The organism is Collinsella sp. AF23-2 (genome assembly GCF_003459245.1).
In the GTDB taxonomy this organism is placed as follows: Bacteria; Actinomycetota; Coriobacteriia; order Coriobacteriales; family Coriobacteriaceae; genus Collinsella.
The window spans coordinates 19820-36277 of the sequence record NZ_QRVG01000016.1 but is presented as its reverse complement, the minus strand read 5'-3'; the positions used below and the strand labels follow the sequence as shown (position 1 = coordinate 36277).

Below are 16458 nucleotides of genomic sequence, written 5' to 3'. Positions count from 1 at the left end.
AAAACTCAAGTGCCTCCCACATATGTGCTCTATGAAGGGTGAATTACGCGTTCGCGAGCGGGCGTACGCTGACCCTGTGCTTGATACCCTTGTGGAACTCAACGGTACCGTCGACCAGCGCGAACAGCGTGTCGTCCTTGCCACGGCCAACGTTCTCACCCGGGTGGATGTGAGTGCCGTGCTGACGGACGAGAATCGTGCCCGTGGTTACCGTCTGGCCGGCATAGCGCTTCGTGCCAAGGCGCTGACCGCGGGAGTCACGGCCATTACGGGAGGAACCGAGTCCTTTTTTGTGTGCCATTGTGTATACCTACTCTTTCGTTACGAGTGTAATCTACTCGGCGACGGGAGCCTCGGCAACAGCCTCGGCCTCTGCCTTGACAGCCTTCTTGGCGCGGGACGTAGCCTGGACCTTCACGATCTTCAGCTTGGTGAGCTGCTGACGGTGACCCTTCAGACGACGATAGCGCTTACGCTTGTGGAACTTGAAGACCAGCTGCTTCTCGCCCTTGAACTGCTCAACGATCTGAGCGGTAACCTTGGCCTTGGCCAGCTTGTCGGGATCGGTGACGATCTTCTTACCATCGTTGAGGAAGATAACCGGCAGGGTGACCTTGTCGCCCTCATTGCCCTCGATCTTCTCGACGGTGATGACATCGTCGGTGGCGACCTTGTACTGCTTGCCGCCCGTGTTAACGATTGCGTACATGTTTACTTGCCCTTCATGCATCAGTTAGTGCAACAGCCGAATATAGTAGCAGGCGAAAATACCCCCGTCAACGAGTATGTGGAGCAAATCCACAAGTTCGCACAGGTATGGGGCTGACGAGTCGGCCCTCGTCGTCCTCGCATGCTTGATTCTGACGCTCGACATCGTAGGAGCAGATGGTCACGAGGTCTTGCATACCGGTGGAAACAATAGGTGCATCCACGCCCGGGGTCAAGCCCTGCAACAAAACATCAGCAGCGGAAAGCAAAATTTCCGGACGCATGGAGCCCTCGTTGTCGGCATGGGTGTCGAGCATGAGCACCAGATGGTCCGGGCGCTCCCCCGCCGTGAGCTCATAGCCCACGAGTGTGTGATCCAAATCCAAGCGCTTGCTCTTTTTGCCGCGCGCGTAGTCGATGCCATGGTCCGCGCGCAGCGTGTCGATCGCACGACGCACCTCGTCGGGGCTTACGGGCGCCTCGGGATCCAAGTGCAGGTCGATGCGATACGACAGGCGCGTGAGCTGCGCCGTCAACGCCGGCGTGCGCACGTCGATGTACGCCGCCTCGATGGGCGCCAGATCGGCCGGAGACGCCGCAGCCAGGCGCCCAAACGCCTCGTCGAGCGCCACGAACTCGGTCATAAACAGGTCATACCACTCGCAGGTCGACGACGTACCAACCGGTAGCGCCGAAGAGAAGCCCACCCGCATGTGCGGAGAGAAGCCCTGCGTGACGGCATAGGGAAGTCCCGCACGGCGCACGATGCGCTCAATGGTATGGATTACTTCGAGATGGCCCAGGTACTTAAGGCGGTCGCGCTTGCCATAGCGAACACGAAGCCTAAAGAGCGAGGGGTTGTCGGTCAGGCGCTCACTCATGCGCGATCACCCATCAATACATTCTTGACGTGGAGCGTGGGGCAGATCCCGCAGCCGGTGCACGACGTGCGGGTGCAGTCGGGAGTCGTGACGCCCTCGAGCGAGCGACGGTACTCGCGCTCGAGGAAGCCGCGCGTGCAGCCGGGACTCACGTGCTCCCACGGCAGGCGCCAGTCCAACTCGTAGGGCAGGTGCACGAGCTCATTGAGGTCGATGCCGTTTTTGGCAGCAGCTTCCTTCCAGTTATCGAGCGAGAAATGCTCTACCCAGGCGTCAAAGCGAGAGCCCGAGCGCCAAGCATCGATGATGACGGGCGTCATGTCACGACCGGCGCGGGACAGCGCGGCCTCGATGAGCGAGGTCTCGGCATCGTGGTAATGCACGCGGACGGCACGGTTGCGAACGCTCGTGATAAGCAGCTTCTGGCGACGCTTGACGTCGTCGTAGTCGAGCTGCGGGCACCACTGGAACGGCGTGGCAGCCTTGGGGATAAAGACCGAAACCGAGATGGATACCGAAATCGAGCCGCGACGAGCCTTGGGCACCACGGAACGACCGAGCTCCAGCACGTGATCGGCCAGATTGGCAATGGCTACGATGTCCTCGTCGCGCTCACCGGGAAGGCCCATCATAAAGTAGAGCTTCATGCGGTTCCAGCCGGCCTCGAAGGCCGCCTTGGCCGCACGGTCCAGGTCCTCCTCGGTCACGTTCTTGTTAATGATGTCACGCATGCGCTGACTGCCGGCCTCGGGCGCGAACGTCAGGCCGCCCTTCTTTTCGCCGGCGACCGACTCGGCCATATCCACGCCAAACGAATCCAGGCGCTGCGACGGAATAGATACGCGAATACCCGTATCCTCCAGGCGACGGTTGAGCCTGCCGAGCACGTCGCGAATGCAGGAGTGGTCAGTCGTGGAGAGCGAGGTCAGCGACACCTCGTCATAGCCGGTCTTTTCCAGACCCTGAATCACCGACGAGACGATCTGGTCGGCCGAGCGCTCGCGCACTGGGCGATACGTCATGCCGGCCTGGCAAAAACGACAGCCGCGGGCGCAGCCGCGCAGGATCTCGATAGACAGGCGGTCGTGGACCAGCTGCGCATAGGGTACGCACGACTGCGACAGCGGATTCGTGGCGCCGAAATCCTCGACGACGCGCTTGTAGACCACGGTCGGCGCATTCTTGCCTTCACGCGGCACGGTGTAGCCATGCGGCGAACAGGGCTCGTCGTGACGAACCTCATAGAGCGACGGCACGTAGTTGCCGGCAATGGATGCAAGCTGCTCAACAATCTGTGCGCGCGGGACTCCTTCGTCGCGCAGGCGACGATGCAGCTGGCAGGTCTCGAGCAGCGACTCCTCGCCCTCGCCGATGAGGATGGCATCGAAGAAGGCCGCGTACGGCTCGGGGTTGTACACCGAGGGGCCGCCGGCGATGATAATGGGGTCGTCCTCGGTACGGTCGGCCGCTAACAGCGGAATGCCAGCGAGGTCGAGTGCCTCGAGGAAGTTCGTCACCGCCATCTCGTGCGGCACATGCAGGCCGACGATATCAAACGAAGCGACCGGCGCTGCGCCCTCGAGCGACAGCAGCGGAATGCCCGCCTCGCGCATGGCGTCACCCATATCGGGCCACGGCACATAGCCGCGCTCGCAGGAGATGCCCTCGGCCTGGTTAAGGATGTTGTAGAGGATGGCGATGCCCTGGTTAGGCAGACCGACCTCGTACACATCCGGGTAGATCAGGCAGCAACGGTAGTCGGCATCGGCCTTGGAAAGCGTGCCCCACTCGTGATCGATATAGCGGCTCGGTTTCTCGACCTTGGCGAGCAGCGGCTCAATTAAATGAAAACAGTCTTGATACGGAACGCGCAACGGAAAACCCCTAAGCAGCGAGATCGGATGCGTCCTGATAGGACGCCATAGGACGGGTAGCGCCCGCGACCGTGGTCACCAGATCGCGAACGCGGGAGAACGTGGCAGTAACCACCTCGTTGGCACGGCTGTAGTCGACATCGCGCTCGTAGAGCGAAACGAGCGCACGGCCCATGCCATAGGTGCCCGCGGCAGCAGTGAGCGCCTTGACGGCAAACCCAATATGCGGCGTCTGCTTGACGAGCGCGCGGGTGACCGCGCGGATCACAAGACCGCCGACAAGCACGCCCGCGACCTCGTAGCCGCGCTCAGGCTTAATGCCGCGTCCAAAGACGGCAGCGAGCTCAAAGAGCATGCCCACCTGCGCCAGCGCCATAACGGGATAATCGGCGCCCGGCAAAAACACCAGCGCACCGGTCGCCATATTGGTGAGCGCGCACGAGGTGATGATACGATTGGCCGCCGCGATGCGCATGAAGGCAAAGTTCGCCGCAAAAGCCGTTTCCTTTTCGGTGCGATCGAGAATCCAGCGGGCAAGCGTCTCGAGCAGATACGTCTTATCGGTTGCCGCTACCACGCCGAGCACAGGCGTGGACTCCTCGATAAACGGCACCTCCACAGCAGACTCGGCAAGCACGCACACGGGGGCGCCGGCGATCACGAGCTCCTGCACGGCACTCTCCAAGCGGTCGGAGCCGCACGAGAGCACCAGCACCACATCGGTATCGGTCTTTGGAGCAATTCGCTCCTCCCCCAGACGCTCGACGCGCACAATGCCCGAGGTCGTCTGCGGTACAAAGGCGTCACGCACCGTCTCGGCCAGAAAGCGCGAGGCGGACGAATCCAAATAGACCGAGACGCGCACCGGCGTATCGGAATCCTTCTTAACGGACGCGCCCATCTTAAAAGCGCGCGTCAGCTTATCTACGGGAGTTTTCATAGCAAACCCCTCCAGCGGTTACGCGGCGCCCGAACGATGCCGCCATATGGATTGTACGATACCCACCGTCAGCAGCTGAATCATCATCGAAGACGAACCGAAGCTAATAAACGGTAGCGGAATACCGGTAATCGGCATCATGCCGATGCACATGCCGATGTTTTCGAAGGTCTGGAACGCCCACATGCCAACGATGCCCACACACGATAGGCGCAAGAACAGCGACTCACACTTAAAGGCGACGCGAATCGTCGAAAAGATCAGCAGCACGTAGAGGCACAGGAGCAAAAAGGAACCGCAAAAGCCAAAGGTCTCGGACAGGAAGGCGAAGACGAAGTCGGTGTGGAACTCGGGCAGAAAGCCGCCGGCCGACTGCGTCGCATGGCCCAAACCCTTACCAAAGAAGCCGCCCGAGCCAACGGCGATAAGCGACTGCTGCAGGTTGTAGGCATCGTCCGAATCGGCATTATCGGGGTCGATAAAGACCGTCAGACGGTTCATCTGATACTGCTTGATGAGCACATCGTGGCCGAGCAACGAATCAAAGACCGAATCGAGCGCCAGGACGAGGGCCACCAGGCCCACGAGCAGGGCCAGGGTCGACAGCACCCATTCGCGGCGTGCACCGCTCATGCAGATGACGATGGCGCCCGAGACCAGCACGACCAGGCCCGAGCCCAGGTCGCCCATGGCGACGACGGCCAAAAACGGAATGGACAGCATGCCGCAGAGCTTGACGTAGTCGCGAACGGTATCGATGCGGCCGTTATACTGCGAGCCAAGCGTGGCGATAAAGAAGATGGTGATGAGCTTGGCAAGCTCAACCGGCTGGAATGTCAAGCCGATACCGGGAATCTTGATCCAGCCCGTCATGCCCAGACCGCCCGTATAGGACAGGCCCGGAATCTTGGGCGAGAAGATCACAATAAGGTCAATGACGAGCAGCGCCGTCGAGAAGTTAGAGATGCCGCGCAGATCGGTACGCCAGACGAGCACCGCAAGCACCGCGCCAATGCCAATGCCCAGCAGGTGGCGCGAGAATGAGGCGTCGGCCTTAAACTGTGACGCCGACCAAATAATGATGGCGCCATAGGCAACGAGCGCGACGGTAGCCAGCAGCACACCGATATGCACCTTTTGGCGAAACGTACCGCGCGAGGCCGAAAGTTGCTTGTTGACGCGGTCCAGGCTGCTGCGAGAGCCGGTCTTGGTTGAACGGAACAGATCCGCCGGAGAAAAATCCATCGCAACCTCCTATCGAACCGAAGAATCGCCCGAGGCCGAAGAGGTATCGGGCTCGTCATAAATCGCGCCGAGCACGTCGCGCACGACATGCATCGCGGTATCTGAGCCACCGCCGCCCTGCTCCAGGACAGTAGCGATGACATACTTGGGATCATCGGCCGGCGCATAGGCGCAGAACCACGCGTATTCGTCCTCGCCGCTTTTCTCGCCCGTGCCCGACTTGCCGTATACCTGCGGCGTCAGGGTGCCAAAGTGAGCCGCCAGGGACGTCGATGCCGTGTAAATCACGTCGTGCATGCCGTTGCGAACAAGAGCCAAATCCGAATCGCTGTTGATCTTGGCCTCCAAGCGCTTCTTCTTGCCTTTGCCGTTGTACTTATAGGCATCGCCGTCGCCATCGCGCGACACGGCAGACAAAAACACGTGAGGCACGTACTGCTTACCGCCGTTGGCAAGGCCCATGTAGGCGCATGCCATCTGCAGAGGCGTCACCAAAATGTCGCCCTGGCCGATGGCAATGTTGGTCATATCGCCGGCATTCCACTTGCGGTCCTCGGCAGAGGCGTCGGTAAAGTACGACTCTTTCCACTCGGCATCGGGAATACGGCCCGCGCCCTCACTCGGCAAATCGATACCGCAGGTCTTGCCTAGGCCCCAGCGACGAAAGACCTCCTGCAGGCCCTCGGAATGTTGCTCGTCATAAAAGAACGCCTTGCCCATATCGTAGAAGACGGGGTCGCACGAGTTGGCAATACCCGACTGCAGCGTCATGGTGCCGTGTCCAGACGTCAGCCAGCAGCGCTTGCCCCAAGCCTTGCCCAAGCCCGTCCAATAGCCCGTGCAGTTGGTTGTCTGCGTTGAAGTGTAGGTTCCAAACTCAAGACCGGCCAGTGCCGAGAGCGGCTTGATGGTCGAGGCCGACATGTACTGTCCGCTAATGGCGCGGTTGAGCAGCGGGTGCGAACCCTTGTCATCATTGAGCTCGGTCCACACGTCATTTGAGACGCCGCCGATAAAGACGGACGGATCGAACTTGGGCTCGCTCGCCATGCCCAGGATCTCGCCGTTGTTGGGATCGAGACACACCACAGCGCCGTTGCCGGCATTGCTGTAGCCAGTGGTCTTGGCAAGCTCGATGGCGCTCGCCAGCGCCGTCTCACAGGCCTGTTGGATCTTGAGGTCGAGCGTGAGCTTAATGTCGGAGCCGGCCTTGGCGGGCACGGCGCCGGCCTGACCGGTCACATTGCCCGAGGCATCGACCTTGACGGTCTGCTCGCCACGAATACCCTGCAGCAGGTTTTCGTAGTAGCTCTCAACACCCGCCTGGCCCACGATATCGCCCGACTGGTACGTAATCCGGCCAGCAGAAGCATCATCGTCGCCAGAGGTTTTCTTATTCTGGGCCTCAAGCTGCTCGGAGGTAATGGTGCCGGTATAGCCCAAAATGTGACAGGCCGTCTCGCCGTACGGGTACTGGCGCTCGGTACGCTCGGCAATCTTGACGCCCGGGAACTCGCCGGCGTGCTCCTTGATATAGGCAACCGTGGAGCGACGGACGTCCGTCGCGATGGTATGCAGGCTCTGGGCGCCCTCGGAATTGTCCTGAATATTGCGCAGAACCGCCACGTAGGGCATACCGAGCACGTTGGCAAGATGGCGAACCAGAACCTCATCCTCGGCAAGGTCGCGGTAGGCCACGACAGCAAGTGAGGGACGGTTCTGGACAAGTGCCACGCCATTACGGTCGAGGATGCGGCCGCGCACAGCGGGTGTGGTAACGGTGCGCGTCTGATTACTATTAGCCTGCTTTTCATAATAGTCCGACGAGACCATCTGCATGCCCCACAGCTTGACGGCAAGCGCCGCGAACATCGCGCCCACACCCGTGGTGAGGATGGAGAAGCGGCCCTTAAAGGCGGTCGCCGCGGTATTGCCCTCGCCCTCGGTGGCGCGCGGGGCCGTTCCATGCTGCGTATCGTAGGTAAAACGGGAATCGCCGCGACGCATGATGACCAGCGCGACCACGATGGCCACAACCAGCACGATACCGGCGATAATAACCGTCATCTGGGAAGACATCTACGGGCCTCCCCTATTTGAGCTTACGGGTCTTGGGCTTAAAGCGCATGCCCGTCTGGCGTCCGCCACGTGCGGAGAATCCATAACCGGACTGCGGCACGACGCCGGACATCAAAAACGGAATGGCAACCAGACCCGTCAGGATCGAAGACGGCAGCGCATGGCCGAAGATCGCCACGACAAAGCTCGTCTCCATACCCATAAACAGCAAGATGATGCTGTAGATCACATTAATGACGAGCGCAAAGGCGCCCACAGTGATGCCGCGCGCACTCGGGGTACCGCTCGTTTGACCGGCAGCGCTGTGCACCAGGGCAAAAGAACCCACGGTCAGCAGGAGCGACATAACTCCCACCGGCACGGCAGCGGACAGGTCATAAAACAAGCCGCTGCAAAAACCGCACACGACGGCACGGGTCGGGTCGCCCGAGAACACGCTTAGGCACACCAGGATAATCATGAAGTTGACGCGACCGCCCGCAATGGAGATCTGCGGTGCCAGGCCTGCCTGCAGCAGCACGCACACGATGGCGGCGATTACAAACGTGCGGGAGCTCATCCCCTGCTCGTGTAGATCCATGGACATGCCCCCTATTCGCTCGAGCCGGAATCGGTCGTCTCGGACGTGTCGGAACCGTCATCCGAGCTCTCGTCCTTCGTCTTGGTCGCAGCATCGCGCGACGTTCCCTGCGGCGTGCTATTAGCGGTGCTCACGTCCTCATCCGAGGCCGACTGTTCGTCGGTCAGCGAGGTGATGACCAGCACTTCCTCGTTGTTCTCGGCCGTCGTCTGGGCGCGTACCACAATGGTGTAGTACACGTCGTTTGCCGATTTCTCAACCGACGAGACGGTGCCGAGCGGAAGGCCCTTGGGGAACACACCGCCAATGCCCGAGGTCACGATGATGTCGCCAACCTTAACGTCGGAGTCGACGCTCACGTACTCAAGACGCAGCGTGCCGTCAGCCTGACCCTGCAGCATGCCCTGGGCGCGCGTGTCCTGCACCATAGCGGACACGCCCGAGTTCTCATCGCCGATCAGACGCACGGTGGACGTCTTGGCCGAGACTTCGATGATCTGTCCGATAACACCAGCCGAACTCGTCACAGGCATGTTGATGGTAAGCCCGTCGGCAGAACCTTTATCGATGGTAACGGTCGAGGTCCAGGCATCGCCCGAAGCGCCGACGATACGAGCTGCAGTGGACTTGAGGTTGTAGGTCGACTGCAGACCGACCAGACCCTCCAGTCGCTCGGCGGTCTTTTGAGCCTCGGAGAGCTCGGCAACCTTGGAGGTCAGCTCCTCATTTTGCTTCTTAAGCTCGTCAAGCGTGTCCTGTGACGCCGTAAGGTTAGAGAACACGTTACCGATCGCATTGAAGGGAGCCGCCACAGTCGAGCCCAGAAAACGCACCGGCGAGGTAATCGTCGTCACGCCCGAACGAACGGCATGAATCGGCCCCGTCTCGCCCTCACGAATATAAAACGTGAGCAGCAACACCGAAATCAGGCTGAAAACAATCAACGGGCGCATACCCGTTGATTGTCGCTTGGTATTCAGATTTGTGGAGAAACCCGAAGATCGTGCCAAATGGAATCCACCTTTTGGAAATTAAGCATTGGTCTGGACGAAGCCGCCATCAAACGCATTGGCCTCGAGCACGCGGGCACAGCCGTTAACAACGTTATCGAGCGCCGTGGGGCTGACGTTGACCGAAACGCCGGTCTCATCGCGCAGGCGCACATCGAGACCGCGCAGCAGCGCGCCGCCACCGGTCAGCAAAATGCCATAGTACATAAGGTCCGAGGCAAGATCGGGAGGCGTAGCGTCGAGTGCGTCCTTGACGGCCTTGGCCATCTCGTCGAGCGGCTTGTTGAGTGCGCGACGAATCTCCTCGCTCTCGATGCGCACGGTCTTGGGCAGACCGGTGATCACGTCGCGGCCGTTGACCTCGACGTCGAGCTCATCCTTGAGCGGCACGGCGGAGCCGACCTTGATCTTGATGTCCTCTGCCGTACGCTCGCCGATGGCCAGGTTGTAGGCATCGCGAACGTGCGTGAGGATGGCCTGATCGAACTCGTCGCCGGCAATACGGATAGACTGCGAGACGACGATGCCGCCCATAGCGATAACGGCAACCTCGGTGGTACCGCCACCGATGTCGATGACCATGGAGCCGGTGGGTTCCTCGACGGGCAGGTCGGCGCCGATGGCAGCCGCCATGGGCTCTTCGATCAGATAGGCCTGGCGGGCACCGGCCTGGATCGTGGCCTCAAAGACAGCGCGCTTCTCAACCGACGTGACACCGGAGGGAACGCAGACGACAACACGCGGACGCGGAGTCCACGGATAGCGCTTCTCGGACGCCTTGTCGATAAAGTAGCGAAGCATGGCCTCGGTAACATCGAAGTCGGCGATGACGCCGTCCTTCAGGGGACGAACGGCCACGATGTTGCCGGGCGTACGGCCGAGCATGCGCTTTGCCTCGATACCGACCGCCAAGATGCGCTCGTCGTTCTTGTCGATGGCGACAACAGAGGGCTCGCGAATGACGATGCCCTTGCCGCGCACGGAGACAAGCGTATTGGCGGTGCCGAGGTCGATGGCAAGATCGCCCGCATAGCTACCGAAGAACATATCCATCAAAGAAAACAACGCAACTCCTGATGTGTTGGATGATTGCTGGAAAACTACTAGCTCATCATACTAGCGCAAGCCCGGCGCCTCACTTGCGGTGAAGCGCCGGGCAAAGCTAAATCCCATAAGGTCACTACTGGTTGTCAGCAGCCGAGAAATCCATATCGAGCGAAGAAACGGCCCAGCCGATATGGTTGTCGGAGCGCACGAATTTGACGGTGTACTCCTGCTCGCCGCCCTTGGACAGCGATGCCTTCACCTTGGCGGTCGTCTCGGTCATGGACTGATCCATGCCCTCGACGGACACGGTGGCACCCTGCGGAATCGAGGAGATGATCATCGACTTAGCGTCCTCGGACAGGCTCGAGGCCAGGCAAGACTCGGCCTTTGCGGCGTCACCGTCGCCGGCAGCCTGGAACAGATCGGTAACGACAGACTCCTGAGACGGGAAGCCAAAGCCGCGCGTGTAGGCAAAGCCCAGACCGCCCGCGGCGATCAAAATGAGCAGAAGCAGCACGATGAAGACTTTAAGACCCGTGTGGCGATGGCGACGACGGACCTTGGCCTGCTTACGATCCTGACGGTCCTGCTGGACCATCTCGGACTCGGACAGCGTAAAGAAGCCGGTGTCCGAGGGATCGGGCATAAACTGACCGGTCGCGCCCGTAGGATCGAGCGGATCGACGGCAGGAGCGTCCATCGCGGGCGCCGGAGCCGTGGCCATAGCCGTCTGGGCAGACAGCGCGGCAAGCGAATCGTGCACGCGGGCAAGCTCATCGGCCTGCTCGGAGGTGAGCTGGTAGATGCCATCGGCAGTAGCGGCGTTAAAGGCGTCGAGTGCGTCGGAGGGACGGCCGGCGGCAGAAAGCGCCTGACCCATGCCGGCGTTGAGCGCACGCGTGTCGTCGCGGGGGCCGGCAAAGTCGATAGCCGTGCGGTAGGTCTCCACGGCATCCGCCGGACGGCCGAGCTTAATGAAGCAACGACCGAGCTCGCCGAGTGCGGCGGCAGGAGCCGGATTGGCGCCGTCGATGGCAGCCTGACGGAAGGCGGTTCCCGCGTTGGCATAGTCGCCCGACTGGAACAGCGCATTGCCCAGGCCCAGATAGGCCTTGAACGGCGTGGCATAGGAAGCATCCTGCGTAGCGGCAGAGAAAGCCTGAGCGGCCGTCGTGTAGTCGCCCACGGCGGCGAGCGCCTTGCCGCGGTTGGTGAGCAGCGCGCCGCGCTTGCCGTAGGTACCGTCGTTGAGGGCGGCGGCATAGGCCTCGGCGGCCTCGGCATACATGCCAAGGTGCATCAAGGCGTTGCCACGAAGGTGATCGGCCTCGCCCATAATCTCATCGGGAGTCTTTGCCGCCCCAAGCATCTGGGCTGCAGCAGAAAAATCACCCGCGCGGTAAGCGGCGCGGCCCTGTTGGATCAGCTGGCTATTCAAGGAAGTCCCCTTTACTCGTGAACGATCTCGACATGGACGATCTCGTCGCCGGCACGCAGCTGCGAAATCACATCGAGACCCTCGACCGTGGTACCAAAGACGGTGTAACCGGAATCGAGGTTATGCTGGGCACCCAGGCAGAAGTAGAACTGCGAACCCGCGGAATCGGGGTCCATGGAGCGTGCCATGGCAAGGGCGCCATCGACATGGCTGTTGCGCGGATTGGTGGCAAACTCGCCCTTGATGCAGTAGCCGGGGCCACCGGTACCGGGCATACCGTCGGGGCCCTCAAGACCGGCAGCGACGTCGGCGCCGGACATGTCGCGGGTATTGGGGTCGCCGCCCTGGATAACAAAACCGGGCACATAGCGATGGAACTTAAGGCCATCATAGAAGCCCATCGTGGAAAGCTCGCAGAAGTTCGCGACATGAATGGGAGCGCCCTCGCCGTCAAACTTGACCTTGATGGTACCCTTCGACGTCTCGATTACGGCGCACTCGTCGCCGACAAGCTGATACTCGGGCGTGTAGAGCTCTTTCTTAAAACCAAACATGTGGTTCCTTCCTCGTGCGTTTAAAGCATATTTGTACGAATTGTAGCAATAAGCACGGGTTTACATCAATTGCGCACGTAGGTTATGCCGACTATGGCGAACTAATTTTAGGAACGCTGCTGCGGCTTCCAGGAACCCACATTGGCATCGTACTGGTTCAGCGCGCTGTTGCCGCCCTGCGCGATGGGCGCCAGGATCTCGCTTTGGTGGGAACTCATCGACTCGCCATCGGGAATGGCCAGCGAGATATCCCAGCTCTGGCAGATCACGTCGACGCGCTCATACATCCACTCGGCAAGCTGCTTTAAGTGGGCGATGTCATCCGCATAGACCGTATCGTCCTGTACTTTCAGGTTGTTGAGCTCATCTTGCGTCTTTTTGATCTGGTCGCGTAGGGCGTAGGCACTCTGCGACAGCTCCTGACGGGTGGACAGCGGCGTTCGGAGATAACCGTTGTTAAAGGAATCGATGACCTCGCCGATCTGGTCCTCGTCAGCGTAGGACACGATGGTCTGATACAGACCATCGAGCCTGGTATAGAGCTGATCATCGGTGAGCACGGTTTCTTCCTGAACCACCTCGGCAGAATCGCCCTGCTTGGTATCGTCCTCAGTCGCCTCGCCCTTTTGACGCGTGGGGAAGGTGGTTTGTGCAGCTTGGCCAAACTGGTCGTAGAAGCCAGGCATAACACCCATGGGATCGGTCGTCACGAACCAATAGGCACCACCGCACACGACGGCAAGGACCGCGATGATAATGAGCGGCTTGGGAATATGACGCTTATGCTTGTGATAGGCGTCCTCGTCGGGGTGCACCTTGCGCTTGGGTTTTTGAGCATCGTCATGCAGGGAAACGGGCGTGGGAATATCGACCTTGGGGATACCGAAATCCTTATCGAAAGCTGGCAGCACGCAGGTCTCATTGGGGTCGGCGGCGTCCGAAAGCACCGCAGCGGCAGAGGCCGGCGCATGCGGCACCTCGGTATCGATCTGCTCTTGCGTTAGGCGCGGAAAGCCCGCCGTGCGGCCCGCTGCCAGGTCGGATGCTGCCGCATCCTCGGAGAGGATACCCGGAGCGGGGCGTCCGCATTTGGGGCACGTACGATCATGCGGAGAAAGACGGGCACCGCAGCCCTCACAGAACACGAATTCGGTGTGCTCGGGACCATCGCCCGGACCCACATAGGCGTTGCAGTAGGGGCAGAACGAGGCGCCGTCCTCGATAGTCTTAAGGCAATGCGGGCAGATCACGGCATCCTCTTTTCGAAGCAATTCAAATAATCGAGGTTAGAGCATAACATCGCCACGGCCCTACAGGAGCAAGGCACCAATTCAACATCGCCAGGGCGCGTAGTTACTTCTTCTTTTTGCTCGGCATCGAGACTTTGATGCCTTGGGCGGACTTGGTTACGCGAGAGCGCTTGGCTCCGCTACCCTTCTTTTTCTTGGGCTGGGCCTGGGCCACGCCCTCGAGTGCGCGGGCCTCGGCCTCGCGAGCGGTGCGATCTTCGCGGCGCTGCGCCATGTCGGCGGCGACGCGCTTGGCAAAACGCTCGGCCGTCGAACCCGTCGAGCTCACCTTGCCGCCACCGCGACCCAGGTGGACGCGCACACCGCGGCCAAAACCAGTTGCGGCATGACGACGACGCGGCTTGAGCGAATCTATCATCGTGGCGAGCTTAAAGAACACCGAGCAGGTAAAGACCACGATGACAGCCAAGATTACCATCTGGCCCATCGACAGGTTGGCAATAGACAGCAGCTCCGGGAATCCGATAACGCCCACCAGGATGCCGGCGACAACAAACACGAAGAGCACCACACGTAAGGGCGTGAGAGGCTGCGAGATGCGCCAGATCAGGCTGACGCTCACCGCGCACGACGAAAGCAGGCACATCGTAGACAGCGTGAGCTGGCTAAAGCCAAACACGCGCGCCACAAAGATATCGAGCGCCGCGGCCAAAATGACCGCAATCGACGCCGGCAGTGCCCGCTTGAGCACGTTCGTCAGGAACGACCCCTTCACGCGAGCATTGTTGGGCTCCAGGCCCAACACAAAGCCCGGCGCGCCAATGCAGAAGAAGTTGATGAGCGTCATCTGAATCGGCTCGAAAGGGTACGGCGGCAGTGCGATGCACAGCGCCGCCAGGCCCATCGAGAACAGCGTCTTAGTCAGGAACAGCGAAGCCGAACGCTGCAGGTTGTTGATGGAGCGACGGCCCTCGGCCACCACGGCGGGCATCGAGGCAAAGTCGTTGTCGACGAGCACGATCTCGGCCACGTTACGCGCGGCATCGGAGCCGGCCGCCATGGCCACGGAGCAGTCGGCCTCCTTGAGCGCCAGCACGTCGTTGACGCCGTCGCCTGTCATGGCCACGGTGTGCTCGCGGCGCTTGAGCGCCTGCACGAGCTCGCGCTTCTGCTGCGGGGTCACACGACCAAAGACATGGTAGCGGTCCACTGCGGCATCGAGCTTGGCCGGCGTATCGAGCGTCGTGGCGTCCACATAAGCGTCCGCCCCCGGCACGCCCACCACGCGCGCGATCGACGACACCGTACGCGGGTCGTCGCCACTGATCACGTTGAGAGTCACGCCCTGCTCGTTAAAGTAGCCGATGGTCTCGGCCGCCGAGGTACGGATCTCGTCGCGTATGGTCACAAAGCCCACGGGCTCGGCCTCGCCCACCATATCGCCATCGGGCGTAAAGCCGTCAACGCGCGCCACCACGAGCACGCGGCAGGTATCGGCAAGCTCGGCGACACGGTTCTCGACCTGGGCAAACGCACGATCAGAGAGCACAAACTGCGCCGCACCCATCACATATGAGCCCTGTGCAAACGACGCGCCGCTCCACTTTTTGGAAGACGAGAACGGAATGACCGACAGCGGCTCGGACACCTCGACCGGACGGTCGGCGTAATAGTTGAGCAGCGCCTGACAGGTCTCGTTGGCATCGGCCGAGGTCGCACGTGCGACGTTAGCCAGCGCAAAATCGAGCACCGTGGTATCGACGGGAACGGCGGCGTCGCCCTCCCCCGCACCCATACCCTCGACCGGCAGCGGATAGGTACCCTCGACCTCCATGCGGCCCGACGTGATGGTGCCCGTCTTGTCCAGGCACAGCACGTCGACGCGCGCGAGCGTCTCAATGCAGTAGAGCTGCTGCGCGAGTACCTTGCGGCGGGCCAGGCGCACCGTGGCGATGGCGAGCACCGACGAGGTCAGCAGCACCAGGCCTTGCGGGATCATGCCCAGCAGGGCGCCCACCGTGGACAGCAGCGCCGACGAAGGCACATGACCAGCCAACAGCTCGGAGAAGCACCACGAAAGCGCGCTATTGCCTGGGGTTCCCGCGGCATCCCACAGCTCGCTCACGCTCGAGGCAAACAACGCCAAACCGAGCGGGATCATGATGATGCTCGCAAAGCGCACGATGGCGTTAAGCGCGTTCATGATCTCGGAATTGACCTTTTTGACGTACTTGGCCTCGTTATTAATTTTGGCCACGTAGTTGTCGGCGCCGACATGGATCACGCGGGCGCGCAGCAGACCCGAGTCGATAAAGCTGCCGCTCATGAGCTCGGAACCGGGCTGTTTCTTAATAAGATCGCTCTCGCCCGTCAGCAGGCTCTCGTTCACGAGCGCCTCGCCCGAAACCACCACGGCGTCAGCGGGGATCTGGTCGCCGCGCCCCAGGCGGATGATGTCGTCGAGCACGATCTGGTCCAGGTCGAGCTCCACCTCGGAGCCGTCGCGCACCGCGATGGCCTTCTTGGAGGTCAGCAGCGTGAGCTTATCGACCATCTTCTTGGAACGCATGGACTGAATGACGCCAATAGCGGTATTGAGGAACACCACGAACAGGAACGTCAGATTCTTAAACGAACCGGTCAAAATGACCAGGAACGCCAAGATCACGTTGATCAAATTGAACAGCGTGCAGAGGTTCTCGATGATGAGCTCTTTGACCGACTTGGTCTTGAGCTCCATGTTGCGGTTGATCTTACCGGCGGCGATGCGCTCCTCGACCTCGGCGGTCGAGAGTCCGCGCTCGATATCCGTTGCTGCCATACCACGTCCCATCACGTCGCGTCGGTATAAG

General features: G+C 60.9%; 14 protein-coding genes. All 14 read right to left on the bottom strand.

Features of this window, described 5'->3' with window-relative positions:
• Window positions 1-43: 43 nt before the first annotated feature.
• The 14 genes from rpmA to DWY03_RS07220 all read right to left on the bottom strand — a co-directional run bounded on the left by rpmA (window position 44) and on the right by DWY03_RS07220 (window position 16427).
• Complete coding sequence (rpmA, locus tag DWY03_RS07285) at window positions 44-301, bottom strand: 50S ribosomal protein L27 (RefSeq protein ID WP_006236075.1); 258 nt, start codon at window positions 299-301, stop codon at window positions 44-46.
• A 33-nt stretch (window positions 302-334) separates the two neighbouring features.
• On the bottom strand, window positions 335-709 hold the full coding sequence (gene rplU / locus DWY03_RS07280) for a 50S ribosomal protein L21 (RefSeq protein ID WP_035138585.1): 375 nt from the start codon (window positions 707-709) through the stop codon (window positions 335-337).
• Window positions 710-776: 67 nt separating this feature from the next.
• Entirely contained in the window at window positions 777-1589 is an 813-nt protein-coding gene (locus tag DWY03_RS07275) for a TIGR03936 family radical SAM-associated protein (RefSeq protein WP_117840312.1), read from the bottom strand.
• Window positions 1586-3463, bottom strand: coding sequence for a TIGR03960 family B12-binding radical SAM protein (locus DWY03_RS07270; RefSeq protein WP_117840311.1), 1878 nt, complete (start codon window positions 3461-3463; stop codon window positions 1586-1588). Before DWY03_RS07270 ends, DWY03_RS07275 begins: the two co-directional genes overlap by 4 nt.
• Before the next feature lie 10 nt (window positions 3464-3473).
• A complete protein-coding gene (locus DWY03_RS07265) occupies window positions 3474-4403 on the bottom strand; it encodes a YcjF family protein (RefSeq protein ID WP_117840310.1) in 930 nt (309 codons plus the stop codon).
• Window positions 4404-4421: 18 nt separating this feature from the next.
• Window positions 4422-5648 (bottom strand): FtsW/RodA/SpoVE family cell cycle protein, encoded by a 1227-nt coding sequence (locus tag DWY03_RS07260; RefSeq protein WP_055249988.1) that lies wholly within the window; start codon window positions 5646-5648, stop codon window positions 4422-4424.
• 9 nt (window positions 5649-5657) lie between these two features.
• Window positions 5658-7727 (bottom strand): penicillin-binding protein 2, encoded by a 2070-nt coding sequence (mrdA, locus tag DWY03_RS07255; RefSeq protein ID WP_117773547.1) that lies wholly within the window; start codon window positions 7725-7727, stop codon window positions 5658-5660.
• A 13-nt stretch (window positions 7728-7740) separates the two neighbouring features.
• Window positions 7741-8307 carry a hypothetical protein gene (locus DWY03_RS07250; protein ID WP_117840309.1) on the bottom strand — a complete coding sequence of 189 codons (567 nt, stop codon included), beginning with the start codon at window positions 8305-8307 and terminating at the stop codon, window positions 7741-7743.
• Between the two features lie 11 nt (window positions 8308-8318).
• Window positions 8319-9260, bottom strand: a complete 942-nt coding sequence (gene mreC, locus DWY03_RS07245; RefSeq protein WP_117773548.1) for a rod shape-determining protein MreC — start codon at window positions 9258-9260, stop codon at window positions 8319-8321.
• A 78-nt stretch (window positions 9261-9338) separates the two neighbouring features.
• A complete protein-coding gene (locus tag DWY03_RS07240) occupies window positions 9339-10370 on the bottom strand; it encodes a rod shape-determining protein (RefSeq protein ID WP_006236061.1) in 1032 nt (343 codons plus the stop codon).
• 127 nt (window positions 10371-10497) lie between these two features.
• The gene (locus DWY03_RS07235) at window positions 10498-11802 is read right to left on the bottom strand and encodes a tetratricopeptide repeat protein (protein WP_231500813.1); all 1305 of its coding nucleotides are present in this window, start codon (window positions 11800-11802) and stop codon (window positions 10498-10500) included.
• Between the two features lie 11 nt (window positions 11803-11813).
• A complete protein-coding gene (locus DWY03_RS07230; RefSeq protein ID WP_055249980.1) occupies window positions 11814-12356 on the bottom strand; it encodes a peptidylprolyl isomerase in 543 nt (180 codons plus the stop codon).
• A gap of 107 nt (window positions 12357-12463) precedes the next feature.
• Window positions 12464-13606, bottom strand: a complete 1143-nt coding sequence (locus tag DWY03_RS07225) for a zinc ribbon domain-containing protein (protein WP_158551271.1) — start codon at window positions 13604-13606, stop codon at window positions 12464-12466.
• 103 nt (window positions 13607-13709) lie between these two features.
• On the bottom strand, window positions 13710-16427 hold the full coding sequence (locus tag DWY03_RS07220) for an HAD-IC family P-type ATPase (RefSeq protein ID WP_117840307.1): 2718 nt from the start codon (window positions 16425-16427) through the stop codon (window positions 13710-13712).
• Window positions 16428-16458: the final 31 nt, after the last annotated feature.